A 25,133-nucleotide genomic window follows, 5' to 3' on the forward strand; every position below is an offset into this window, starting at 1 on the left:
CGAGATAATGGTGGCTTGATACAATTACACGTCTTGTCATAACGATATCGTCTACCTTGTGATAGAAACGGCAGCATCTGTGGCTGAACTAATATCAAGACAAAGTAGTTTAGATTACAATCAGGCTACAAAAGCTTATGAATCAAGACGATCGCACAAATAATCTTAATCCGACAGATGTCACTGAAGCAGAAGAACGAGAAACGACTCAAGCTGCGGAACAAAAAGCTAGTAGCGTTGCCAATGTCGTATCACCAGAAACACTCGTTGTCAACGAACCACCACCAAAACCGGATTATCCTCGCTACCGAGTCAGCCCAGATGAACGCATTAGACTCGCGGATATTAACCCCGATGCTTGCGAACACTACAAAAAAAAGAAAGATGTTGAACACGAACTAGAAATTCAAAGGAAGCGACTAGCAGTGTTACAAGAACGCTTATACGCGGAAAATAAACGTAGTGTTTTGATTGTATTGCAAGCAATGGATACAGGTGGAAAGGATGGTACAATTAAGCACGTTTTTCGAGGAATTAATCCGCAAGGTTGTCAAGTTTGGTCTTTCAAAAAACCTACTGATGAAGAACTGAGTCATGACTTTTTGTGGCGCTATCATCGCCGCGCACCACGTCGAGGAATGATTACGATTTTCAACCGATCGCACTACGAAGATGTCCTGATTGTACGTGTAAAAGACTTAGTTCCTGAACAAGTATGGCGTCAGCGCTATCGTGTCATCAATGAGTTTGAGCAAATGCTGACATTGGATAATATTGTTATTATCAAGTTTTTCCTACATATTTCTAAGGACGAACAACGCCGGAGATTAGAAAGTCGCTTGGAAGATCCTGATAAGCGCTGGAAATTTTCAATTAACGATGTCAATGAGCGTCAGTTATGGGATAAATATCAGCAAGCTTACGAAGACGCAATTAATAACTGTTCGACCGCTTATGCACCTTGGTACGTTGTACCATCGAATAAAAAATGGTATCGCAATTTGGTAATTGCCCGCGCGATCGCCGATACGCTAGAGGCAATGAATCCGCAATATCCCGCTGCTGAAAAATTAGAAAACATTGTGATTCCAGCATAAAGGTTATGTGAGGCAGATGGAATTACTTCCTCAAGAGTTACGACAACAACTCGAAAATCCAGATAAAGAATTTTATACCGATTTAAGTATCGTCACTCCAGAAGTTCATTTGGTGTTACAGCAAATTCTCAATTGTCCCTACCAAGGAGAAATTGAGAAAATTTATTTGCAAGCCAAAGCCCTAGAATTAATGGCATTATAGTCAGACTATATTCTCAAGCATAGCGATCGCAACCACCTCAGGAAGCTGAAATCAAGCGATATTGCTCGTCTTTATCAGGCTAGAGATGTGTTGATAATAATGCTGAGAATCCACCTTCGTTGATTGATTTAGCACGATCAGTAGGGATGAATGACTGTACGTTTAAACGCGGATTTCGGCAAGTTTTTGGGACAACGGCATTTGGTTATCTGCGAAAACACCGCATGATTCAAGCACGGCAATTGTTACTAGGAATAAAATGAGTATTGCTGAAGTAGCGCGTGCAGTTGGCTATTCACATCCTGGCTATTTCGCTGCTGCATTTCGCAAAAAGTTTGGCGTGAGTCCGAGTCATTATTCATCGCAACATGGGAATAGGTAATTGGTAATAGCAGAACTGTTCGCAATTTTCACCCACTTAATTAACAAATTCCGTTTTGGGATCTAATCATTCCATTTGTGAGTCACTTCAGCGTGCATAAACCATTAATATTTTGATCTGAACTAATTAGGAAAGTTTATCAACTTGTGGGTTGGGTAAGGAGTGATGGAGCGATCGCATTTTCTTGTAGCAATAGTCAGCATGGTGTCGATTATCGGTACGCAGTCAGTTCACGCGGAAGAATTACCAACAGTACAACAAAGTCCTGCGACTACCGTTGCTGAGTGGCTAGCGCAATCTCCAGTAATACAAGTTACCAAAGTAGAGCTAAATCCAACTTCTGAAGGCTTGCAAGTCAAACCCAAATTTGCAAAACACCCCAACGCATTATCGCCCTCGATCCGCGATCGCTTGATTTATTACTTTCTCTCAACATTCAACCCGTAGGCTATGCTGAAGATGCCAGAGTTTTAGTTGGTACTCCACAATTCGGCACAACGGTCGATGTTAAATATTTAGGCGGTCGCATCACAAACGATCCCATGTATGTTGGTACTCGGCAATCACCATCACAAGAAGCAGTATTAACACTCAAACCCGATTTAATTCTTTTAGGCTAAAGCAGCGAACAATCGCTGTATCTCATTTTTTCCCAGATCGCGCCAACATTACCGTTATCGCACAGCGATCGCCACTGGCAAGATGATTTATTAACGCTTGGTCGAGTCACGCATCGCGAACAACAGGCACAACAGGTGATTCAAGACTACAACAAACGAATGACCGACACGAAAGAGAAGTTTAAAGCTTTGCAAGGAAAACAGCTATTACTGTTATCAATTTCTGGATTAGACAGTATTGAAGTCTTCACCAAACAAACCTTTGCGGGTAATCTCCTTGAAGAGCTAGGATTTGAGTTAGTATTACCCAAACTACCTGTACGCTATGGTGCAATACCGATTTCTTTAGAACTTTTACCACAATCGCTACCTGCTTATCAGGCAAAGCAAGTGTATTTTGTTGATTATCATTTCTGGAGTCGAATTACGGGTCCAATTGCGACTGAGTTAGTGATTGAACAACTTCAACAACTATTAGATCTGTAAATTGCATTTACCGCGAGTGTTCCCACTTCCAAAAGTAACTAGAAAACAAGTTAGTAATCGTGTGTGCCACAATTGGCACGAGAAGATTACCTGTGTATAAAGCGCTACAACCGAGTAAGAAGCCTACCGCTGTTGCCCAAACGACATATGGCCATTGCTGAGTAGAACTCATGTGAAGCACGCCAAAACAGATACTCGATACAATCACAGCAGTGATATTGAAGCCAAATGCAGGCAACATGACACCGCGAAATAATAATTCTTCGCTTAGTCCTGGAAGTAACCCAATCCAAATTAAATCTGCCCAGTGTAAAGGTTTGAGAACCAATTCGAGGTAAAAATCCGCACTACGACGATACCCCGACCAAACGCGGTAGACGACCCAACTCGCGATCGCAATGATCGACGCAACACCCAATCCCCTAGCCACTGCTATTGATGTTAGCTCCACAGGCAATAAGGCAAAATTACCAAATTGCAACCATAGCTTGGCAATAACCAGTAATACTAATGCAGTAACGGCCATGCCAATTAAGATCTGGGTACGCGATAACGGCTGAATTTTGGGGTCAAAATCTTGTTCGGTCACTGTCAGTTAGAATTCAGGCAATTAAGGGATGAAATATGAGGGTCAAGTGCAGTCGGTGTAATTCCTGCCTTATGCGCGGCTAATACACCAATTGCTTCTAGGTACGAGTTTACCGATATGACTTTAATTCCTAATGGTTCTGGAGGAACATAAAGTTGAGTTTGATTTTCTTGTACTGTAACAATTTGTACAGGCGATTGACTAAGGTTTAACACTGTGCTGCCACCGCAAGCCGTTGCCGGAATGACAACAGCATCAACTTGATTTGCCCAGATGTCTTGTGGTGATGATTGCTGCTGGTTTGTCACAAACTGCGGGGCACGACTTAAACCCACAAGCACACTAGGTAAGAATGTATACCCAATTTCTTCAGCAGCCGATCGCGGTGATATATCAGGATCGAGCGGTAACGGTAACAAAGCGGGCGCGTGGGCGCAAGGAACTTGAAATTCGCGGACAACTAAATGACTGATGACAGCTTCAGCACCTGCAAGCGGGTCAACACCTTTACCGTAACGATATTGCTGTAATGCAGGACTATCCATATCATCAGGAAAACGGGCTACAACGGCGATCGCGTCTACTCTTGCTTTATTAATCAATGTCTCTGTTGCCCGCAGTAAAGTTCCAGGATTTTGAATCGTTCCCCAACTCACACCTGAATCGGATATTCGTAATTCTACGCCTATAGCTGTATCAGTGACAACATAATTAGCTAAGTGTAATCCTAGAGTAGCACGGGCAGCATCAGCTGCTTGCAGCTGCCGTACTCGTAAGTCTGGTTCGATTCCCTGGTCTAAAATGAGACCAATACGATTTTGATGTACAGGACGTAACCCCCAACTCCCAGCAGCAAATTGATCGAGTCCGTAACCTTCTACATAGAAAACATTTGGTAAAGACCAATACAATTGCGCGCCATTGAGCACATTTGGGTGAGTAATCAGGCGGTCCGCGACAGAAGCGATCGCCCTAGCAACTGGCATGGCATCTCCGGCATATCCGCCAATGGCGGCTCCGATACCAGTTGGTACAATTAAGATAACGGTGTAAGGACGCTGGTTCACGCTGTTGAGTTAGTCCTCTAAAGTAACAACGGCTTCGACAGTCGCTGTTTGTTGTTGGAGATCTATCGCTGTAATTGCCCAGCGTAGTGGTTTTCCAGATAACTGTAATTCAGCCTCAATGACCTTGGGAAGCATTGCAGGAGAATCCTGAAACTTAATCTCAGCAGTAATAAAGTGTGTTTTCATACTACCTGTTAAATTCTATACCAAGAAAGCCGGGCAACTTCTTTAGCTGGGTTGAAACTGACCAAACTGTAAGTCGTATACTTCATCTTCCTTCTCAGTTTCGATCTTCAAATCGGATCGGGGGTAGGAAACACAAAGTAAAGCGTAACCTTTCTGCTGGAGTTCAGGACTAAGACCCATGCCATCACTTTGTTCTACAGTACCTTCAAGCAGCAAAGCCGCACAAGTTGTACAAACACCAGCATTACAGGAACTAGGTAAATCTAAGCCAGCCGCACTCGCAGCACGTAAAATAATTTTGTCTTCGGGAACTTCAATCGTATGAGTTTGACCTTGATGCTGAATTTGAACCTTATAAATTTGAGGCATAAACTAAAAACCGTTTTACTAAACTGCCAAGTTAAATGCAGTCTCTGCTCGTGATTAATCACTAACAAGTAATTGTATCTTGAGGCGTCAGGAATCTGAGGTCGGAAAGCAGAGGAAGCAGAAGAAATTATGCATCAAAAAAATTATGTATCCAAAATATTTCTTTGTTCTGTGACCCCTGAGCTCTACAATCTCACAGACCGTATCATTGTCAACTGTAATTGCGGTCGCGCGGCGTTAACCTTGCACTAAAAAGACAAAAGATAATATGGCTGATTTAATGGAGATGAGAATGCTGGAAGAATATCGGCACCACGTTGCCCAAAGACAAGCAATGGGTATTCCCCCGTTACCTTTGAATGCACAACAAACCGCAGATGTATGTGAATTATTAAAAGCGCCACCTGCAGGCGAAGAAGAAACTTTATTGCACCTGTTGCGCGATCGCGTTTCGCCAGGAGTCGATCCCGCCGCCTACGTTAAAGCTGGATTTCTCACGGCGATCGCCAAAGGCGAAACGACAAGCCCATTAATTTCTCCCACTTATGCGATTGAACTTTTAGGCACAATGATGGGCGGATACAACGTGCGATCGCTTGTAGAATTACTATCCGCAGATGATGAATTAGCTACAGCAGCGACAACGGCTTTAAGCAAAACTTTGCTAGTGTACGATGCTTTTCACGACGTTGAAGAATTAGCAAAAACAAACTCCTACGCGCAAAAAGTCATGCAGTCGTGGGCGGATGCGGAATGGTTTACGACGCGCGCACCTTTACCCGAAGCAATTACCGTCACAGTTTTTAAAGTACCGGGCGAAACGAACACCGACGATCTTTCTCCAGCGACACACGCGACAACACGTCCTGATATTCCGCTACACGCGCTAGCAATGCTAGAGTCACGTCTTCCTGGGGCATTAGACACGATTGCCGAATTAAAGCAAAAAGGACATCCCTTAGCGTATGTTGGCGATGTTGTTGGTACGGGATCGTCGCGCAAATCTGCGATTAACTCTGTATTGTGGCACATCGGGCAAGATATTCCGTACGTACCGAACAAACGCGCTGGAGGATATATTCTAGGAGGTGCGATCGCGCCAATTTTCTTTAACACCGCTGAAGATGCAGGGGCGTTACCAATTCAGTGCGATGTGACTAAGATGGAAACGGGCATGGTAGTCACCATCTATCCCTACAAAGGTGAAATTACCAACGAAGCCGGAGACGTCATTTCTACCTTTAAGCTACAACCCGATACAATTACCGACGAAGTTCGTGCAGGTGGGCGCATTCCTTTACTCATTGGGCGTACCCTCACCGACAAAGCGCGCATCGCAATGGGATTAGAACCAAGTTCTGTCTTTATTCGTCCGCAACAACCAACCGATACAGGCAAAGGTTACACCCTCGCGCAAAAGATGGTAGGTAAAGCTTGCGGCTTACCTGGCGTCCGTCCTGGAACATCATGCGAACCGATTATGACAACAGTTGGTTCTCAAGATACCACAGGACCAATGACCCGCGACGAACTGAAAGAACTTGCGTGTCTTGGCTTTAGTGCGGATTTAGTCATGCAGAGTTTCTGTCATACCGCCGCCTATCCAAAACCTGTCGATATTAAAACGCATCACGAACTTCCTGATTTCTTTGCCTCGCGGGGTGGTGTTGCTTTACGCCCTGGCGATGGCATTATTCACTCGTGGTTGAATCGGATGTTGTTACCCGACACGGTAGGAACTGGTGGCGATTCGCATACGCGCTTTCCTTTAGGAATTTCCTTCCCTGCTGGTTCAGGGTTAGTCGCATTTGCGGCGGCGTTAGGTGTTATGCCATTAAATATGCCAGAGTCAGTTTTAGTGCGGTTTAAAGGCGAGTTGCAACCAGGTATCACCTTACGCGATATTGTCAACGCGATTCCTTACGTTGCGATTCAAAAAGGATTACTCACCGTTGCGAAACAGAACAAGAAAAACGTCTTTTCTGGGCGCATTATGGAAATCGAAGGCTTACCCGATTTAAAAGTCGAACAAGCTTTTGAATTAACCGATGCAACCGCAGAGCGATCGTGTGCAGGCTGTACGATTAAGTTGAGTGTCGAGACAATTTCTGAGTATTTGCGCTCCAACATCGCGCTCTTAAAAAATATGGTGGCGCGGGGTTATCAGGATGCACGGACAATTATGCGCCGCGTTGCCAAGATGGAACAATGGCTAGCCAATCCAGTATTGATGGAAGCAGATGCAGATGCAGAGTATGCGGAAATTATTGAAATTGATTTGAATGAAATCAAAGAACCAATTGTCGCTGCACCCAACGATCCTGACAATGTCAAATTATTATCAGAAGTTGCTAACGATCCTGTACAAGAAGTCTTTGTCGGTTCGTGCATGACAAATATTGGTCATTACCGCGCTACTGCTAAAGTCTTAGAAGGCGCAGGTGCGGTGCAAACTCGGCTGTGGATTTGTCCGCCGACGCGCATGGACGAAAATCAACTTAAGGAAGAAGGCGTTTACGGTATATTTGGTGCAGCTGGGGCGCGAACGGAAATGCCTGGTTGTAGTTTGTGCATGGGAAATCAAGCACGAGTCGCGGATGGCACAACGGTGTTTTCTACCTCTACGCGGAACTTTAATAACCGCATGGGTAAAGATGCGCGTGTCTATCTTGGTTCAGCAGAATTAGCCGCAGTTTGTGCCTTGTTAGGACGCATTCCTACAGTTGAGGAATACATGGATATTGTTGCGCACAAAATTCATCCGTTTGCTGATGATTTGTATCGCTATCTCAACTTCGATCAAATTGCCGGTTTTGAAGATGAAGGGCGCGTAGTTCCTCTAGAAGAAATGCCCAAGATTGAGGATATTTTAGGAATTCCCGCAGGTACATTGTCTTAACTAAATCTGGGTGGGTACTACCCACCTACACGTTTTTAGTTACCTAAGAGCTTATAAATACTTCGGAAGTTTATTCGCTATTAGACAAACCCCATTCAGCTTTGCAAACTCATTCATAAATCTATTACTTATAGCGTGCTGCCGTGCATACTTTGTTTAGGTAGCCCCGAAGGAAGTCGGAAGGTATCTATGATTCATGCTTACCACAAATGTTTGCGAAAGAACTGCATCAGTTCGCGCCAAGCGTCTTCAGCTGCTAAGCGATTGTACGAAGAACGTTCGTTGCAAAAAAACCCATGGTCGGCATCAGGATAAACTTTCAAGGTGTATTCTTTATTAAGTTTTTGAAATCGTGTTTCGATTTGGTGAATGCGATCGCGCGAAATAAAAGGATCTCTACCACCAAAGAACAAATAAATAGGCACTGTAATATTTTTTACTGCAGCGATCCACTCATCTAAAACCATACCGTAAAAAGGCGCTGCTGCCGCAATTTCAGCTGAAAACTTGCAAGCAGTTAAAAAAGTCAACCCACCGCCCAAACAAAAACCGGTAACACCAATTCTTTCTGGATTCACAGGCGATCGCGTTTTTAAGTAACCCAATGCTGCTTGAAGATCCGCTTCTATAGACTTACCGAAGTCAAGCCGCCACATCATCGCCATAGCCTGCTCTACTTCATCGTAACCAAACTTGTTGTTAGGTTGGCGATAGTATAAATCTGGCACAAGAACTACGTATCCTTCATTTGCGATACGGACTGCTACATCTTGGATATGCGCGGTTAAGCCAAAAGCTTCCATTAATAGAAGAATCGCGGGTACACGCTTTAGCGTAACAGGTGTATATAAGAATGCGGACATTTGTCCATCGGGTGTTTGAATCATCACCTGTGATTGTTCAATTTGCATCATTTTTTCCAGAAAATCCTACTGCTGACAGCTTAAAAAGTCAGCAACTCGATACTCTAGAAAAATATTGCGGAGTTTTGGAATATTCTTGCACTCAACAACCTTGCAGAAATTGTTTTGGCGTGACGCCAAGCATACGCTTGAAACATCGAGTCATATGGCTTTGATCGCAAAAGCCAGCACAAAGAGCAATATTTACAATACTCAATTTGCTGTGTCGCAACAAATATTTTGCTTTATCAATTCGGCGCTGCAAGATGTATTGATGAGGTGTAACACCCATACTTTGCTTAAACAATCGCAAAAAGTGATACGGACTTATTTGCGCGATCGCCGCAATTTCTGTCAGTGTCAAATTTTGATGTAGATGTTCGTTGATGTAGTCTGTTATGAGAACTAGCTTTGCTGATGATAATCCATCTGAGTAGCTAGATTTAGGAGATGTCGCGCAATAGTTTCGTAACAGGTGAATTGCCAACACTGTTTTCAAACTATCAACTAGCAGCTGTCCGCCAATTCTGTAAGATTCTAATTCGTCTTTTAAAGTTAAAAAGATGCTTTGTATCAGTGCGTCTGGCTTACTCATAAACTGCGGTATCAATTCAATACCGTCGGGGTTTACCCAATCTTGACCAATGTTTTTGAGCAGTATAGGCTCAAGAGCTAAAACCATAAACTGAACTGAGGTGTTCCAATTACAGCGGTGGGAAACATTAGCAGGAATAATCGCAATGTCTCCAGTATTTCGCGTCTCTTTGCTCAGCTTTCCATCTAACCATCGCTCTCCTGATGAGTCTTCTATATATGAAGAGGAAAGTCCGCAAGCAATAACGTGCATCGTGTGTTGATGCTCCGCAATCTCAAATTTTGGCTGCTGATAAACTTCTAAGTGAATATCACTCCAACCGCTGCTTGCAAGAACCGATGGTTGGGGTAATAGTGCATTTGCTGCATTGATTTGGCGATAGTCAATAATGCTGCAGGTTGGCGCTGGTGGTTTCATCTTGCGCTCGAATGAATGAGAAGTTTGTTTTGACTTGGCGATAATAAAAAGAGGCGATCGCACCCCCTAAATTCAAAGCTTGAAAGCCATTGCCCCATATATGTTGGGCTGCAATTTATGTATATTACATAACGCCAAGGGGTAGATTTCCTACTGAGATTTAGAACTAGACGTTGCCTTTGTACGGCTACTAGAACTTTTGCGAGTTGTCGATTTAGTCGCTGTACCGCTGCTAGTAGAAGCTTTACGGCGCGTTGATTTAGAGCTTGTGGTTTTGGTTGCTAGTAGTTCGAGTGCTGTTGCCAGCGTTATATCTTCTACCGATTTACCTTCAGGTAGACCCACATTGGTTTTACCGTGCTTAACATAAGGACCGTAAGGACCATCGTATATATTCACGGCTTCGCCATCATCAGGATGGGCACCTAACTCTTTTAATGGCGTTTTCGTTTTACTCCGACCGCCACTGCGTCCTTTTTTAGGTTCTGATAGTAACTCTAAAGCGCGTTCTAAAGTCACTGTAAAAACATCATCCCCAGCTTTAAGCGATCGATAGTCTTTTCCTTCTTTTCCTCGATCGTGTACGACATAGGGACCAAAAGGACCGATCGCAGCTTGAATTTTGCCACCTGTTTCTGGATGAGTTCCTAACAACCGAGGTAAAGACAAAAGACCAACAGCTTTATCCAGCGTCAGGTTTTCGATTGTTATTCCCTTCGGTAATGATGATGTTTTGGGTTTAGGATTTTCTTCCGTCGCATCTCCGAGTTGAATGTAAGGACCGCGACTACCAATTAGTACATAAATCGGTTCTCCCGTTTCGGGATGGCGACCTAATTGATCGGGACCTTCGGTTTTTTGTCGTAGCAATACCTCGACTTGTTCAGGATCTAAATCAGCTGGGTTAATATCCTTAGGAATTGAAGCTGTAACAACACCATTACCATTTTCTACTTCGATGTAAGGACCAAACTTACCGATGCGGACTTTGGCGGCTAAGTCTTCGAGTTCAACAGTCCGTGCGGTGTTCGGATCAATTTGATTTTCACGTTCTTTAACAAGCGTTTCTAAGCCAGAATCACCCAAATAAAATTCTCGTAAGTAAGGTAGCCAGTCAGCTTCCCCTGTGGCAATATCATCTAAAGTTTGCTCCATTTTTGAAGTAAAGCTAGTATCGACTAGATCGGGGAAATATTTTTCGAGCAGACCTGTGACGGCGAAAGCAGTAAACGTAGGAACAAGCGCATTACCAACAAGTTGGGCGTAACCACGGTCAATAATCGTGCCAATAATACTTGCATAAGTACTGGGACGACCAATTCCCTCACTTTCGAGTGTTTTGACTAAAGAAGCTTCGGTATAACGCGCAGGTGGCTGTGTTTCGTGTTTGATTGCTTCGAGTTTTTTACAATTTGGGCGATCGCCTACTTTTAGATCTGGTAAGATTACTTCTCGATCTTCTAGCGCCGCTTCGGGATCGTCAGAGCCTTCGACATACGCGCGTAAGTATCCTGGAAAATCAATGCGCTTACCGGTCGACCGAAATCCCGCATCTTCAACTTGCAGGTGCATTACAATTTGCGTTTGCTTTGCATCTGCCATTTGGCTAGCAACTGTACGTTTCCAAATCAAATCATACAATTCTAGTTCGCGTCCGCTTAAGCCGGTTTCTTGCGGCGTTCTAAATGTACTTCCTGCTGGGCGAATGGCTTCGTGAGCTTCTTGCGCGCCTTTACTTTTCGTCGTGTATTGTCGCGGAGAAGGGCTGAGATATTGCTTACCGTAAAGTTGTTCGACACAAGTTCGGGCAGCAGCGATCGCCTGATCCGATAAATGCACCGAATCTGTACGCATATAGGTAATATATCCTTGTTCGTACAAACTTTGAGCTGTCCGCATTGTATCCCGCGCTGATAGCCTGAGTTTGCGGTTAGCTTCCTGTTGCAAGGTTGAAGTTGTAAACGGTGGTGCAGGTTTGCGCGTCACCGGTCGTTCTTCTAACTCGGTAACTTCCCAAGGTTTTCCTGTCAGGCGGTCTTTTAAAGCTTTTGCTGCTGCTTCATCGAGTAAAACAACCTTGCGCCCAGCAATTAGTTTTCCTGTTGCTTCATCAAAATCGCTACCATTCGCAACTTTGGTTCCTCCCAAAGTGACCAAGCGCGATTCAAACGCATTTTTCGACGCAATGCCTTCACTTTCTGCCTCTAATTCTGCTTTTAAATCCCAGTACGTCGCTTGCCGAAATGCTCGACGCTGGCGTTCTTTTTCAACCAATAACCGCACTGCTACCGATTGTACGCGTCCTGCTGATAAACCCCAAGCGATTTTCTTCCACAACAGTGGCGACAACGTATAACCTACAAGTCGATCTAAAATTCTTCTTGTCTCTTGGGCGCGTACGAGTTGTTCGTCAACATCGCGACAATTCTGCAATGCTTTACGAATCGCATCTTGCGTAATTTCATGAAATACCATCCGCTTGATTGGTACTTTAGGTTTGAGCAGCTGCAATAGATGCCAACTGATACTTTCACCTTCGCGGTCTTCGTCCGTCGCGAGTACCAATTCATCTGCACTTTTCAGCGCTTCTTTCAGTTGAGCAACAACCTTCTTCTTGTCCTTTGGGACGATATACAACGGTTCAAAGTCAGCATCCACATTAACACCCAGCTGCGCCCATTTTTCACCTTTCACCGCCGCAGGAATATCGCTAGCCGACTGCGGAAGGTCGCGGATATGCCCCATAGACGCTTCCACGCGGTAACCATTTGGCAAGTAGTTACGAATGGTACGGGCTTTAGTGGGAGATTCGACAATGACCAGAGTTGACATGGGTTCTTGCAAATAAAATATAGCAGCTAGGCTAAACAGACAACTTTAAAGAAATTGCCTCAATTGTCAAGAGGCAGTGTTAGAGGAAAAACGTGAATTTAGATTTCCATCTCCATATAGTGATACCCCTAGATCTCTAGGTTATAACTAACAAATCTATATCCGACAAAAGTTACCCTCACAACATTTCAGATGAATAAGAATTTATCAGCACTACAGTAGTTTCTATTTACGTAAAAAATGATACTCATTTTTGTTAAAAATACTTAATAAGTGTAGTTTGCCAGACGTGAGGTTACAGAATTGAACAAATATAGCGTTCTAGTTTTTAACATCACACAAAACGATTGCGTGCCTGATAAAGGTATTCGGTATTTTTTGACAGCCTGCCACAGTTTTGCCGCATGTTTTAGCGATCGCGCTGCCAATGCTAATAATACGCTACAACTCCATCTACCTCAGATAATCAAGATAAAATAACAACAAATCCATAAAAGTTGGTCATTATGGCAACCTAACTTGAGTAAACTAAAGCGCTACCACTGGTAGTATCCTGAGAAACATTGCCCAACGACTAGACAATGCGAGAATAACCCTGTGGAAAATACAAGTCAACTAATTATTGCTGGTGCGTTACGCAAAAACCTATCAACTTAGTGGTTGCACTCAATAAATAGTATCTCGGGTAGCAGGGAACAAAAGAAGCACGCACGGGTTATTGGAGTTGCGCAAGAAGAATGGTGTAGGTAACTTGTTACCGTGGGTGAGAAAACTGAACTTCTTACCTTAAATTATAATTACGCGATCGTTAAGAGTTAGTAACAACTTATACTGATGGCAACTCATAGTACTAGCTACTCAGCAGCAATCGCAAGTAGCGTTGCAGTCATTACCAAGATGAAACATACATAAAAGCAACCATATGATAGACAATAAAATTAACACAGCGATTGTCTCATAGCCAAAACCTATATCACTCATGGATTTTGCTAATCTTGCAGACCAGTTAAATGCTGGAACAATTTTGCCCGAAGGGATAGTGCTGACTACCCTGATGGCGATCGTCGTAGGCGATTTGATTGTCGGACGTAGTGCGTCGCGCTGGATTCCATATACAGCGATCGCAGGATTACTCGCCGCCGTCGTCGCGTTATATCTTCAATGGAATAACCCTAGCCCTATTTCGTTTCTAGGTGCTTTTAATAGTGATGACCTCAGTATTGTTTTTCGCGGTATTATCGCGCTGTCAACTGCGGTAACGATTTTGATGTCGATTCGCTATATCGAGCAATCTGGTACAGCGTTAGCAGAATTTATTGGAATAATGCTAACGGCAACGCTAGGAGGGATGTTTTTATCTGGGGCTTCTGAATTAGTCACAATATTTATCTCCCTCGAAACTCTAAGTATCTCTTCGTACTTGATGACAGGATACACCAAGCGCGATCCCCGCTCGAACGAAGCTGCACTTAAATATTTATTAATTGGTGCTGCGAGTACAGGTGTTTTCCTTTACGGCGTCTCTCTACTCTACGGTTTATCAGGAGGCAAAACTCAACTAAGTGCGATCGCGTCTGCAATTGCTGACGCTAACTTAAGTCAATCTCTTGGCTTAGTGATTTCTTTAGTCTTTGTGATTGCAGGTGTTGCTTTTAAAATTTCTGCGGCTCCCTTCCATCAGTGGACACCTGACGTTTATGAAGGTTCGCCAACACCTGTTGTCGCGTTTTTATCTGTAGGTTCCAAAGCTGCAGGATTTGCTTTAGCAATTCGTCTCATGAATAGTGCCTTCCCACTACTGATTGACGAGTGGCAATTTGTCTTTACCGCACTGGCTGTACTCAGTATGGTGTTAGGTAACGTCGTGGCGCTGGCACAAACCAGCATGAAACGGATGCTAGCTTATTCTTCAATCGGACAAGCTGGATTTGTCATGATTGGTTTGATTGCGGGCACCGAAGCAGGATATGCCAGCATGGTATTCTACTTGTTGGTTTACCTTTTCATGAACTTGGGAGCGTTTACCTGTGTGATTCTATTCACGCTCCGAACAGGAACAGACCAGATTAGCGAATATTCGGGACTGTATCAAAAAGATCCTTTGCTAACGCTGTGTTTAAGCATTTGCCTGCTATCTTTAGGCGGTATTCCACCGCTTGCAGGATTTTTCGGTAAGATTTACTTATTTTGGGCAGGTTGGCAAGCCGGACAATATGGATTGGTTTTACTCGGTTTAGTTACCACGGTAGTTTCGATTTACTACTACATCCGTGTTGTGCGGATGATGGTTGTCAAGGAACCGCAAGAAATGTCCGACGCGGTGAAAAACTATCCTGAAGTACAATGGAGTTTACCTGGTATGCGACCGCTGCAAGTCGGCTTGGTGCTAACCTTGGTGGCTACGTCCTTAGCTGGAATTTTGTCAAACCCATTGTTTACTTTAGCTAACACCTCAATTGCGCGGACAACAACACTACAACCAATTGTTATTAGTTCCCACTTTAGCGCAACTGCGCCAGCGGAAAATTCTGCGCTGCCAACTCAGCAATAGTAATAAATTTACTAAAAGCTGCTTTCATACTAGTAGCCTGACTGGGTTTGTCAGGCTTTTTCATTGAAATCAATGAGTTTGTTAGAAGTTCATCCGATCGCGGCGATCGCCACAACTCCTATGGCTGCCAAAACGCTACAAAAGCTATGTCAAGATGGTATCATTCTTTGGGTGCCAAAATCACTTGGTGATGTTTTTGGAGCAAAGGTTTACACAGGTTCGCTCAAAACGCATGTCGCTGAACTTTGGAAAACCCACCGAGGTTTAATCTTTGGTTTAGCAACAGGCGCAGTAGTGCGGCTCATAGCGCCTTTAGTGCAACATAAATCCTGCGATCCGGCGGTTGTTGTTGTCGATGAAACGGGTAAATTTGTTGTGAGCTTGTGCAGTGGACATCAAGGTGGGGCAGATAAACTAACACAAGCGATCGCACATCTACTTAATGCAACACCTGTATTAACTGGTACTGCATCGACACTCGGACTACCCGCAGTCGATACTATAGGAATTCCTTTTGGTTGGCAACGCGGCGAGGGAAATTGGACAGAAGTTAGTGCTGCAGTAGCACGCAATGAACCGGTACAAGTTATTCAAGAAGCTGGTTCTACGCTTTGGCAATCAACCGCAAGCTTTCAAAACTCCAGTTTAACCCTGGAAACTACTTTCAACTCGCCAGCTGTGTGTATTACCCCTCGCTCCTTGTCCTACACGTCTAACCCCTCCATCTACTGGCATCCTCGTGTTTTATGGGTAGGAATTGGTTGCGAACGCGGGACATCGCGGAAATTAATCGAAAGCGCAATTAAGCAAGTTTGTCAAGAGTATCAATTAGCCGAACAGGCGATCGCGGGTATTGCCACAATTGATCTCAAAGCTGATGAAGTTGGATTAGTTGAATTGTGTCGCGATCGCCACTTTCCTTTACGAACTTTCCCCGCCGATATTTTGCGTAGCATTACTGTTCCCAATCCCTCAAAGATCGTTAATGCAGAAGTGGGAACCCCCAGTGTCGCCGAAGCTGCGGCGTTGTCTGCTGCAAAAGCACGAAATTTACTTGTTACTAAGCAAATTTTTCGGGCTTCTGCTGAATTTCAAGGCGCAGTTACCATTGCGATCGCGCAAGCCGAACAAGAATATACTGGACGCATTGGCAAATTGTTGCTGGTAGGAATTGGACCTGGACAACTCAATCAGATTACGCCAGCTGCACAAGCAGCAATCGCTTCTGCGGATGTAGTTATCGGTTATTCGTTATACGTCGATTTAATCGCCCCACTTTTTCAACCACACCAAATCGTTGAAGCCTTACCCATCACTCAAGAACGTCAACGGGCGCAACGCGCAATTTCACTCGCACAATGGGGTTTAACGGTTGCTGTTGTTTCGTCGGGTGATATTGGCATTTATGGAATGGCAGGTTTAGTTCTAGAGGAACTGCAAATCCAAGGCTGGGATGGTAAAATGCCCAAAGTAGAAGTGTTTCCAGGAATTACCGCGATGCAAGCTGCTGCTGCACGTTTAGGCGCGCCATTGATGCACGATTTCTGTGCCATTAGTTTAAGCGATTTACTCACACCTTGGCAAGTCATAGAAAAACGCTTACACGCTGCAGCCCAAGCAGATTTTGTTACAGCATTATATAATCCGCGATCGCAAACCCGCATTCAACAACTCACAAGGGCAATTCAAATATTCTTACAATATCGCGATCCGCAAACTCCGGTCGCTGTGGTACGTTCTGCTTACCGTCAGGATGAACAAATTACTCTAACATCGCTCGACAAATTATCAGACGTTCCTGTAGATATGCTAACGACAGTTTTAATAGGCAACCAAAGTACGCGCACTCAAGGCGACTGGATGATTACACCACGCGGATATAATGCTGTTTTGTCTTAGAGTTGCTGCGTCTGGGAAAAAGCAAGATAGCTGAGGAGAATGAAATAATGAATTAGGATAACATCCATGGGTAAAGACAATGATAATCGTGCTGTGGTCATCGGAGGTAGTATTGCAGGGTTACTTGCAGCAAGAGTGCTAGCAGACTATTTCCCAAAAGTTATCGTTATTGAAGCCGACACTCTATCCGCACAACCTCACGCCCGTAAAGGTGTACCGCAATCATTACAACCTCATGTTTTACTCGCCAAAGGATACCGAATTTTAGAAGAACTTTTTCCTGGTATTGGTGGTGAGTTGCAGCAAGCGGGTGCGTTACCACTAGATTGGGCGCGAGAATTTTATCATTATAGTCACGGTGGTTGGAATTGCGTTACCACAACACCCTCTGATGTTATTTCTTTAACTTGTAGCCGCCCGTTAATTGAATGGTCAATTCGTCGCCGATTAACGCAGTTACCTCATGTGAACTTTCTTGATGGGAGACGCGTGACAGGCTTAGCGTGCGATCGCGGTTCAGTTACTGGTGTTTACTTGCAATCATCTGAAAAACTCCCAGCAGCTTTTGTCGTTGATGCGAGTGGCAGGCGATCGCAAACACCAAAATGGCTACAAAGTCAAGGATTTAATCCGCCACTAGAAACCGTTGTTAATCCATTTCTGGGTTATGCAACTCGTCGCTATCGTTTGCAACAATCTTCGCCTGACTGGAAAGTGCTGTTAGTATCGCAATCACCTCCACACAATACGCGGCTAGGATATTTAGCACAAATTGAAAATGGTGAGTGGATTGCAACGCTGGGTGGATACGGGCGCGATTATCCGCCTCTGGGCGATTCTGGTTTTTTAGATTTTGCCCGCAGCTTGGCTAGCCCGAAATTCTATGAAGCGATTAAAGATGCTGAACCTGTTTCGCCAATTTATGCACATCGAGCAACGGCAAATCGGCTGCGCCATTATGACAAAATTGAACTACCGCGTAATTTTGTTGTTTTAGGCGATGCTGTTTGTGCGTTATGTCCTGTTTACGGACAGGGAATGACAGTCAGCGCACTATCTGCAATCGTGCTACGCAAATGGCTGCAAAAGCAATACAACCATTCTTCCGCTTTTCGGGAATCTGCAACTTTTCAAAAGCAGCTAGCGCAGAGTAATTTATTGCACTGGAGTTTAGCAACAACTCAAGATTCCCAATTTCTGACAACTCAAGGTCGTCGAGAAGTTAGCAGTGGTGGATTATTCAGTTGGTATGCGAATCGCTTATTGCAGCTAGCTAATAGCGATCCACATGCGTATACTCAACTTATCCAAGTTGTTAATTTAGTGCGATCGCCACTACAACTTTATCATCCCAAAGTCATTTTCCGTGTTGTCAGAACACTTCGCAGTTGATGCTTGTAGAAGTTGTTAGCGATTAGGGCGAACGCTACCGACCAAAAAGGTAAGTAAACTTGTCACTAGTGTTAAAACAATCGAACCTAATAAAGCTGGAAGAAACCCTGTAACGACAAAGCCAGGAGTAATTGCCCCAGCTAGCCAAATTAATAAAGCATTGATAATAAAGAGAAACAAGCCCAACGTAACAACGGTAAGTGGCAATGTCAGTAAGACAATAATTGGCTTAATAATCGCATTAATCAATCCTAAAACCACTGCAGCTAGCAATGCTGAGGCAAAACTCGTGACAGCAAATCCAGGCACAATATAGGCAGTGATCACAAGCGCGATCGCACTTAAAACCCAAATTAGAACAAACTGAATCATAACGTTCACTCCTCAATAATTAATTTAGCAAGGGCAAGTACCAAAATACCTAAAATTTGAGATGCGCTAAGCTAAAAAAGCAGCATTTCGGTCACAAAATAGATCTTGACACTCCACTCGCTATTTAATATGTTTTGGCGGAAACTCACTTTTCTTTTGTTGATACTTATATTATCGTTTTGGGCGTTACCTGCGAAAGCTTTTGATTATCCTCCTCCTTTGTCTTTTAGTAATGCTGAACTCAAAGGACGCGATTTTTCAGGACAAATGTTACGCGCATCCGAGTTTTCCAACGCAAATATGGAACAAGCTAACTTTGCCAATGCAGACTTGCGGGGAGCAATTTTTAGTGCTTCGGTAATGACCAAAGCAAATCTACACGGTGCAAACCTGACAAATGCGATGGCGGATCAAGTTAACTTTACTAATGCTGATTTGAGCGAAGCTGTTCTTGCGGAAACAATTTTGCTACGCTCGGTATTTGATAATACAAATATAACCGCTGCTGATTTTAGTGATGCAATTTTAGACGGCGTACAAATCAAAGAATTGTGTCAACGTGCGAGTGGCGTGAATCCTACAACTGGTGTTGATACGCGGGAATCTTTAGGATGCAAATAAAACGAGTTGGTGTCATAGGTGGCGGACAACTTGCTTGGATGATGGCACCTCCAGCGCAAGCACTGGGAATAGAATTAGTTATCCAAACACCTAGTTTTGACGACCCTGCAGTGGCGATCGCTGCGGATACTGTCATTGCTCCTATTGATGATGCAGATGCTACCAAAGAATTAGCACGGCGCTGCGATCTCATTACATTTGAAAATGAATTTGTTGACTTAGCTGCGTTATTTCCGCTAGCAGCCAGCGGTGTTTGTTTTCGCCCGCGTTTAGAGGCGTTATCTCCTTTACTCGATAAATATCATCAACGCTGTTATCTAGAAAAATTGGGGATACCACAACCTGAATTTGCGTTACCCTCATCCCCCAAGCACATAAAGTTTCCCGTTGTCTTAAAAACTCGACGCCATGGTTATGACGGTCAAGGGACGTTTATCATCAAAGACTCAGAAACTCTACAGCAGAAGTTAGCGACTTTGCACAAATTGTCAGAAGTTCTTTTAGAAGAGTTTATCCCGTTTGAACGCGAACTGGCGGTGATGGCAGCGCGTTCTATTGACGGTAATGTTATGACATTCCCGATTGTGGAAACCCAGCAGGAAAATCAAGTGTGTCGGCGCGCGATCGCACCAGCAGCAATAAGTTCAACTGTAGCTCAAGAAATTGAAGCGATCGCCCGTACGCTGATGACTAGTTTACAAGCAGTTGGCGTCTTTGGTATTGAGCTATTTTTAACACAAGATCAAAAAGTTTTAGTCAACGAAATCGCCCCACGCACGCACAACTCCGGACACTTTACAATTGATGCATGTGTAACTTCACAGTTTGAACAACATTTACGTGCCATATGTGACTTACCTTTAGGAAGTTCGGCGTTGACGTGTGGTGGTGCGGTAATGGTTAATCTCTTAGGTTACGAGTACGCCCAGGATGAATATATTGAAAAGCGAGCGCAAATTAGTCAAGTTCCCCACGCGCGCGTTCACTGGTATGGTAAGCATGAATCGCGTCCAGGACGCAAACTCGGTCATGTTACTGTGTTGATAGATCAATTTCATCCTGAAGCTGCACAAGCGATCGCACAAAAGATTGAATCGCTTTGGTATCCTCAGCTCAATAAGTAAATACTCTTATTTAGAAGCTCATTGCCGCAAATCCTGGAATTTTAAGCTTTTTATCGCTCATTATCGCAGCAAACAAAAAACTAGAATCACTTGACGACACCAGGCACATTAATCGCTATAATGAATAAAGTTCCACTGCAGCGTTGGTGACTGCCAATAATGTTTTTGGATCTATGCTTTGTTGAATGAGGGAACCACTATAGTCTAGTGGCAGTAGACCGAGCTTTGCTACTCGGAAACTTTAAACTAGAGAAGAGGTACCCACCTGGATTTATCCAGGTCTAAAACTGAGGTAAAACGGCACTGCGGTGAACTCAAGCATAATCAAGCTCTCTTGGTTTTACACTAAGAGAGTTTTAATTATTGGTAATGGGTAATTGAAAATAGGGAACATTCTAAGATTCAGATACTATTGCCATACATAATTTTCAGACAGTTATTGAAAAATCCGAGCCATTACCAATTACCAATTCCGCGTTACCTATTAACTATTGCTATTTGCTGTATCAAATGCTGCGAAATTGTTATCCAGGATACGTTAGGATAGTGAAATTCTGATTCAAGTTGCGCTACTTTGTCTCAATTGCTGACTACTCCAGTATTTCCAGCAGCTGTTTTTCAGCTAGAAAATGGTTTAACAATTATTCATCAATATATCTCTGCTACCCCTGTTGTGGTAGTAGATGTCTGGGTACGCGCTGGTGCGATGTGCGAGCCAGAACCTTGGTATGGCATGGCGCACTTTCTAGAACACATGATTTTTAAAGGCACTTCCGCAATACCGCCAGGAGTATTTGACTACGTTATCGAAAACTTAGGAGGCACCACCAACGCCGCTACGAGCCATGATTATGCTCATTTTTTTCTGACAACCGCGGCATCATACTTAGAAGATACAGTACCATACTTGGCAGAATTACTCCTCAATCCAGCAATTCCTGATGAAGAGTTTATTTTAGAACGCGATGTTGTTCGTGAGGAAATTCGTTGCGCGTACGACGATCCCGACTGGATTGGCTTTCAAGCTTTGGGCGAGAGTATTTATCAACAGCATCCTTATGGGCGTTCGGTACTTGGCAGCGAGACGGACTTGATGCAGTATACACCAGAGGCAATGCGCTGTTTTCATCACGCGCACTATCAGCCGGAAAATATGACTGTCGTAATTGTTGGGGGTATTGCCCAAGCAGCAGCGATTGAGATAGTCTCTCAAGCTTTTCAAGAGTTCGCGCCGCGCTGCGAGTGTCCGCACACAGAAATTGTCCTTACTGAACCATTACTTGCAGGGATTCGCCGTCAAGAAATCTATTTACCTAGATTAGAGCAAGCACGATTGCTGATGGCTTGGACAGGTCCAGGAGTCGATCAACTACGCAATGCCTATGGTTTAGATCTGCTTTCGGTGTTACTCTCAGAAGGTCGTTCATCGCGATTGGTACGCGAGTTACGTGAAGAACAGCACTTAGTTCAAGGAATTGCCAGTAATTTTTCGCTACAGCGCGATTCGAGTTTATTTACTATTACGGCTTGGTTAGAATCAGAAAATTTAGAGCGTGTAGAATCACTAATTCGCACGCACTTAGAAGACTTACAAACAACTCTCATAACACCAGCAGAATTGGCGCGGTGTAAGCGCGTACTGTGCAACGATTATGCATTTTCAACCGAAACACCCAGCCAACTAGCAGGGCTTTATGGTTACTACAATACGATCGCGCAAGCCGAATTAGCAGTCATTTACCCCGAACAAATTCAGTCTTTTCCAGCTGAAGAGCTTCAATTGTTAACACAACAATATCTTTCTCCATATTCTTATGCAGTTACCGTACTCAAACCTTGCTAGCCTAAAGTAAAGAGGTCAGAGGTCAGAGGTCAGGGGTCAGGGTACAAGAAGCAGGGAAGCAAAGGTGCAGAGGAAGAATTTATGTAAACTTCTTCCACGCCAGCCACCAGCTACTAACCACGAGCTACCAAGTCACTATTCCCTCACCCCTCATATTGCACGAGCAGACAGATGAAAACGGACAACGGACAATACATCGCGATCGCATCATCACCAAATAAACAAATTACCCGCACGATTTTAAGTAACGGTATTGTTGTACTTGTAACTGAAAATCCAGCAGCCGACATCGTTGCTGCTAGAATTTTTGTCAAAGCCGGAAGTTGTCGCGAAGCCCCACATCAGTCGGGTTTAGTTCATTTACTCGCTTCGGTTCTCACTAAAGGAACGCAAAAACGCTCTTCATTGGAAATTGCTGAGCAAGTGGAATCTGTCGGGGCGAGTTTGGGTACGGATGCAGCGGCGGATTATTTCCTACTGAGTTTGAAGACGGTTAGCTCAGATTTTTTAGAGATTTTGGCACTCGCTGCTGAACTTTTGCGATCGCCTTCGTTTCCTGAATTAGAAGTCGAGTTAGAACGACGCTGGTTGATGCAAAACATTCGTTCGCAGCAAGAACAGCCGTTTACCATTGCCTTTGACCAATTACGGCAAGCAATGTACCAAAACCACCCTTATGCGTCATCAGCGTTAGGAACCGAAGCAACTGTAGCAAATCTCCGTCGCGATGATTTAATCGAATACCATCAAACGTATTTTCGTCCTGATAATTTAGTCATCAGTATTACAGGTCGCATTACGGCAAACGAGGCTGTAGCTGCTATCGAAAAGGTTTTTGGCGATTGGCAAAATCCCGCGACTTCGTTACCCGCGTTGCAACTACCTCACATTGAGCCACAACCTTATCAAATTAACAAACCTCAACCCACGCAACAATCGATTGTGATGTTAGGGTATCTGGCGCCGTCAGTACAGCAAAGTGATTATGTTGCTTTAAAGCTGTTATCTACGTATTTAGGCAATGGGCTTTCAAGTCGTCTATTTGTAGAATTGCGCGAAAAGCGGGGATTGGCTTACGATGTTTCCGCGTTTTATCCTACACGCCAAGGTGTTGCACCATTTGTAGTTTACATCGGAACCGCTCCTGAAAATACTGCGATCGCCCTTGCAGGGCTAAAAACTGAAGTTGAACTTCTCTGCACGCAACCGCTAGAAGAATATGCCTTGCAAACCGCTAAAAATAAAATACTTGGGCAGTACGCTTTAGGTAAACAAACCAATGCTCAAATTGCACAAACTTACGGCTGGTACGAAGCTTTAGGATTAGGAATCGAATTTGATATGCGCTTTCAGCAACAAATTGCAGCAGTGACTGCGAAACAGTTACAACAAGCGGCATGTCGTTATTTTCTAGAACCTTATGTCTCAATCGTAGGTCCAGAAGATGCAATTTCTCTAAGTCAAGGTTAACTATGGCTAATATTTAATAGCTTGAATTTAAGTAGGTGGACATAGTGAAACACCGCACTTGTTGGGTACTAGAAACTGATTTACCAATTACCAGTGACCAATGACCAACCTTCTCAGCAAAAATCTAAAGTGCGTCTTTGTGCGTGACTTTCCATTGCTAGCTCAATAATCCGAATCGTATCTTTTGCTTGTTCTGGTTTGACAACGATTTCTTCTTTTTGCGTTATGGCGTTGTAAATATTTTGGTAATATGCCGGATAGCAACCTGCCAGCGTTTCGATTTTTCCGTAAAAATGTAATCCGTCAATATCTGTATTCAATGTTCCCCAATGTTCTTGTGGTTCTTTTCCCCAATTAGTTCCCTGCGGTAGACGCCCTTGCTTAAGCGCCTCTTCCTGTGGGTCCATACCATATTTCACAAAAGAACCTGCTGTACCATGCAATAAGAAATGTGGTCCTAATTCCCTGACTAATTGACCAGCTTTTGCTGTAACTTTTAATTCGCCATAATTGAGAATCAATTCAAACGCATCTGCTGTTTTTGCTCCTGGTCGTTGCTTTCTAATATCAGCAGTCACCGTATCTGGTAAACCAAAAAGACAGATTGCTTGGTCGATTAAATGCGAACCAAGGTCGTATAAAATTCCCGATCCAGGCTCGTCGTATTCGCGCCAGTTTGTTTTGATCTGGTTACGAAAGCGGTCAAAATGAACTTCGTATTCGACTAGCTTTCCTAATAAACGATTCCCAATGATCCGTTTAACAGTCAGAAAATCGCCATCCCAACGGCGATTGTGATGAACACTGAGCAATTTGTTTCGTTGTTGTGCTAGCTCAATTAACTCAGTTGCTTGTTGTGATGTTGGTGTAAAAGGCTTTTCGACAACGACGTGTTTGTCTGCTAACAGTGCTTTTTGGACTAACTCGAAGTGCGAAGTATTTGGCGTAGAGACAACGACAAGATCGATATTAGGATCTGTTAGTAGTTTCTCAGCACTACTGACAGTTTCTACCCCAGGATAGCGCGTTTGACATTTAGTACCATGACGTTCTACGACTTTAGTTAACTTGAGTTCGGGGATAACTGCGATCGCCGGTGCGTGAAAGACTTCTCCAGCCATTCCATATCCAATTAATCCAACCTGCACGACTTGATTCATGTTGATAATACATTTCCATAAGGATATGGGGTAGGAAAGAGATTTATCTCTTTCCCTT

At 43.8% G+C, this 25,133-nt stretch carries 21 protein-coding genes, 1 other RNA gene and 1 pseudogene; 14 read left to right on the top strand and 9 right to left on the bottom strand.

Annotated elements, in window-relative coordinates; translation table 11 throughout:
- Positions 1 to 137 precede the first annotated feature (137 nt).
- The 5 genes and pseudogenes from B1A85_RS15295 (at position 138) to B1A85_RS15320 (ending at position 2,787) form a co-directional block, all read left to right on the top strand.
- Positions 138 to 1,097 carry a polyphosphate kinase 2 family protein gene (locus B1A85_RS15295; protein WP_104547766.1) on the top strand — a complete coding sequence of 320 codons (960 nt, stop codon included), beginning with the start codon at positions 138 to 140 and terminating at the stop codon, positions 1,095 to 1,097.
- Between the two features lie 16 nt (positions 1,098 to 1,113).
- Positions 1,114 to 1,299: a hypothetical protein gene (locus B1A85_RS15300; RefSeq protein WP_104547767.1), complete on the top strand. Its 186-nt coding sequence runs from the start codon at positions 1,114 to 1,116 to the stop codon at positions 1,297 to 1,299.
- 146 nt (positions 1,300 to 1,445) lie between these two features.
- A pseudogene (locus tag B1A85_RS26200) lies at positions 1,446 to 1,681 on the top strand (helix-turn-helix transcriptional regulator).
- 165 nt (positions 1,682 to 1,846) lie between these two features.
- Entirely contained in the window at positions 1,847 to 2,128 is a 282-nt protein-coding gene (locus B1A85_RS15315) for a hypothetical protein (RefSeq protein WP_210404484.1), read from the top strand.
- 188 nt (positions 2,129 to 2,316) lie between these two features.
- Positions 2,317 to 2,787, top strand: a complete 471-nt coding sequence (locus B1A85_RS15320) for an ABC transporter substrate-binding protein (RefSeq protein WP_104547770.1) — start codon at positions 2,317 to 2,319, stop codon at positions 2,785 to 2,787.
- 7 nt (positions 2,788 to 2,794) lie between these two features.
- On the opposite strand, the gene B1A85_RS15325 is transcribed toward B1A85_RS15320, so the two are convergent.
- Genes B1A85_RS15325 through B1A85_RS15335 form a run of 4 tightly spaced genes read right to left on the bottom strand, consistent with a single transcriptional unit; the run spans position 2,795 to position 4,998 of the window.
- Positions 2,795 to 3,376 (bottom strand): CPBP family intramembrane glutamic endopeptidase, encoded by a 582-nt coding sequence (locus B1A85_RS15325; protein WP_104547771.1) that lies wholly within the window; start codon positions 3,374 to 3,376, stop codon positions 2,795 to 2,797.
- Positions 3,377 to 3,378: 2 nt separating this feature from the next.
- On the bottom strand, positions 3,379 to 4,443 hold the full coding sequence (locus B1A85_RS15330; RefSeq protein ID WP_104547772.1) for a DUF3326 domain-containing protein: 1,065 nt from the start codon (positions 4,441 to 4,443) through the stop codon (positions 3,379 to 3,381).
- 9 nt (positions 4,444 to 4,452) lie between these two features.
- Positions 4,453 to 4,629 carry a hypothetical protein gene (locus B1A85_RS23960; RefSeq protein ID WP_168192413.1) on the bottom strand — a complete coding sequence of 59 codons (177 nt, stop codon included), beginning with the start codon at positions 4,627 to 4,629 and terminating at the stop codon, positions 4,453 to 4,455.
- A gap of 42 nt (positions 4,630 to 4,671) precedes the next feature.
- Positions 4,672 to 4,998 carry a 2Fe-2S iron-sulfur cluster-binding protein gene (locus B1A85_RS15335; RefSeq protein WP_104547773.1) on the bottom strand — a complete coding sequence of 109 codons (327 nt, stop codon included), beginning with the start codon at positions 4,996 to 4,998 and terminating at the stop codon, positions 4,672 to 4,674.
- 292 nt (positions 4,999 to 5,290) lie between these two features.
- On the opposite strand from B1A85_RS15335, the gene acnB reads away from it, so the two are divergent.
- Entirely contained in the window at positions 5,291 to 7,897 is a 2,607-nt protein-coding gene (gene acnB / locus B1A85_RS15340) for a bifunctional aconitate hydratase 2/2-methylisocitrate dehydratase (protein ID WP_104547774.1), read from the top strand.
- A 200-nt stretch (positions 7,898 to 8,097) separates the two neighbouring features.
- On the opposite strand, the gene B1A85_RS15345 is transcribed toward acnB, so the two are convergent.
- The 3 genes from B1A85_RS15345 to topA form a co-directional block, all read right to left on the bottom strand.
- Positions 8,098 to 8,808 carry a dienelactone hydrolase family protein gene (locus tag B1A85_RS15345; RefSeq protein ID WP_104547800.1) on the bottom strand — a complete coding sequence of 237 codons (711 nt, stop codon included), beginning with the start codon at positions 8,806 to 8,808 and terminating at the stop codon, positions 8,098 to 8,100.
- 94 nt (positions 8,809 to 8,902) lie between these two features.
- Entirely contained in the window at positions 8,903 to 9,811 is a 909-nt protein-coding gene (locus B1A85_RS15350) for an AraC family transcriptional regulator (protein ID WP_104547775.1), read from the bottom strand.
- A 150-nt stretch (positions 9,812 to 9,961) separates the two neighbouring features.
- Positions 9,962 to 12,643 carry a type I DNA topoisomerase gene (topA, locus tag B1A85_RS15355; protein ID WP_104547776.1) on the bottom strand — a complete coding sequence of 894 codons (2,682 nt, stop codon included), beginning with the start codon at positions 12,641 to 12,643 and terminating at the stop codon, positions 9,962 to 9,964.
- Between the two features lie 979 nt (positions 12,644 to 13,622).
- Here topA and B1A85_RS15360 point away from each other — a divergent pair.
- From B1A85_RS15360 to B1A85_RS15370, 3 genes are all read left to right on the top strand, one after another.
- Positions 13,623 to 15,194, top strand: coding sequence for an NAD(P)H-quinone oxidoreductase subunit N (locus tag B1A85_RS15360; protein ID WP_104547777.1), 1,572 nt, complete (start codon positions 13,623 to 13,625; stop codon positions 15,192 to 15,194).
- Between the two features lie 72 nt (positions 15,195 to 15,266).
- Positions 15,267 to 17,093 (top strand): precorrin-3B C(17)-methyltransferase, encoded by a 1,827-nt coding sequence (gene cobJ, locus B1A85_RS15365; protein WP_104547778.1) that lies wholly within the window; start codon positions 15,267 to 15,269, stop codon positions 17,091 to 17,093.
- Between the two features lie 66 nt (positions 17,094 to 17,159).
- Positions 17,160 to 18,485: an NAD(P)/FAD-dependent oxidoreductase gene (locus B1A85_RS15370; RefSeq protein WP_104547779.1), complete on the top strand. Its 1,326-nt coding sequence runs from the start codon at positions 17,160 to 17,162 to the stop codon at positions 18,483 to 18,485.
- A 15-nt stretch (positions 18,486 to 18,500) separates the two neighbouring features.
- Here B1A85_RS15370 and B1A85_RS15375 read toward each other — a convergent pair whose 3' ends face one another.
- Positions 18,501 to 18,857 (bottom strand): phage holin family protein, encoded by a 357-nt coding sequence (locus B1A85_RS15375; RefSeq protein ID WP_104547780.1) that lies wholly within the window; start codon positions 18,855 to 18,857, stop codon positions 18,501 to 18,503.
- A gap of 129 nt (positions 18,858 to 18,986) precedes the next feature.
- Here B1A85_RS15375 and B1A85_RS15380 point away from each other — a divergent pair, with 129 nt between their 5' ends.
- From B1A85_RS15380 to B1A85_RS15400, 5 genes are all read left to right on the top strand, one after another.
- On the top strand, positions 18,987 to 19,478 hold the full coding sequence (locus B1A85_RS15380; protein WP_104547781.1) for a pentapeptide repeat-containing protein: 492 nt from the start codon (positions 18,987 to 18,989) through the stop codon (positions 19,476 to 19,478).
- On the top strand, positions 19,469 to 20,602 hold the full coding sequence (locus tag B1A85_RS15385) for a 5-(carboxyamino)imidazole ribonucleotide synthase (protein ID WP_246841437.1): 1,134 nt from the start codon (positions 19,469 to 19,471) through the stop codon (positions 20,600 to 20,602). Before B1A85_RS15380 ends, B1A85_RS15385 begins: the two co-directional genes overlap by 10 nt.
- A 129-nt stretch (positions 20,603 to 20,731) precedes the next feature.
- A non-coding RNA gene (gene ssrS, locus B1A85_RS15390) (6S RNA) lies at positions 20,732 to 20,918 on the top strand.
- Positions 20,919 to 21,176: 258 nt separating this feature from the next.
- Positions 21,177 to 22,445: a pitrilysin family protein gene (locus tag B1A85_RS15395; RefSeq protein WP_168192414.1), complete on the top strand. Its 1,269-nt coding sequence runs from the start codon at positions 21,177 to 21,179 to the stop codon at positions 22,443 to 22,445.
- 171 nt (positions 22,446 to 22,616) lie between these two features.
- On the top strand, positions 22,617 to 23,915 hold the full coding sequence (locus tag B1A85_RS15400) for a pitrilysin family protein (protein WP_104547782.1): 1,299 nt from the start codon (positions 22,617 to 22,619) through the stop codon (positions 23,913 to 23,915).
- Positions 23,916 to 24,028: 113 nt separating this feature from the next.
- Here B1A85_RS15400 and B1A85_RS15405 read toward each other — a convergent pair whose 3' ends face one another.
- Positions 24,029 to 25,075, bottom strand: coding sequence for an oxidoreductase (locus tag B1A85_RS15405; RefSeq protein WP_104547783.1), 1,047 nt, complete (start codon positions 25,073 to 25,075; stop codon positions 24,029 to 24,031).
- Positions 25,076 to 25,133 lie beyond the last annotated feature (58 nt).

This window comes from Chroococcidiopsis sp. TS-821 (genome assembly GCF_002939305.1).
Classification (GTDB): Bacteria; Cyanobacteriota; Cyanobacteriia; order Cyanobacteriales; family Chroococcidiopsidaceae; genus Chroogloeocystis.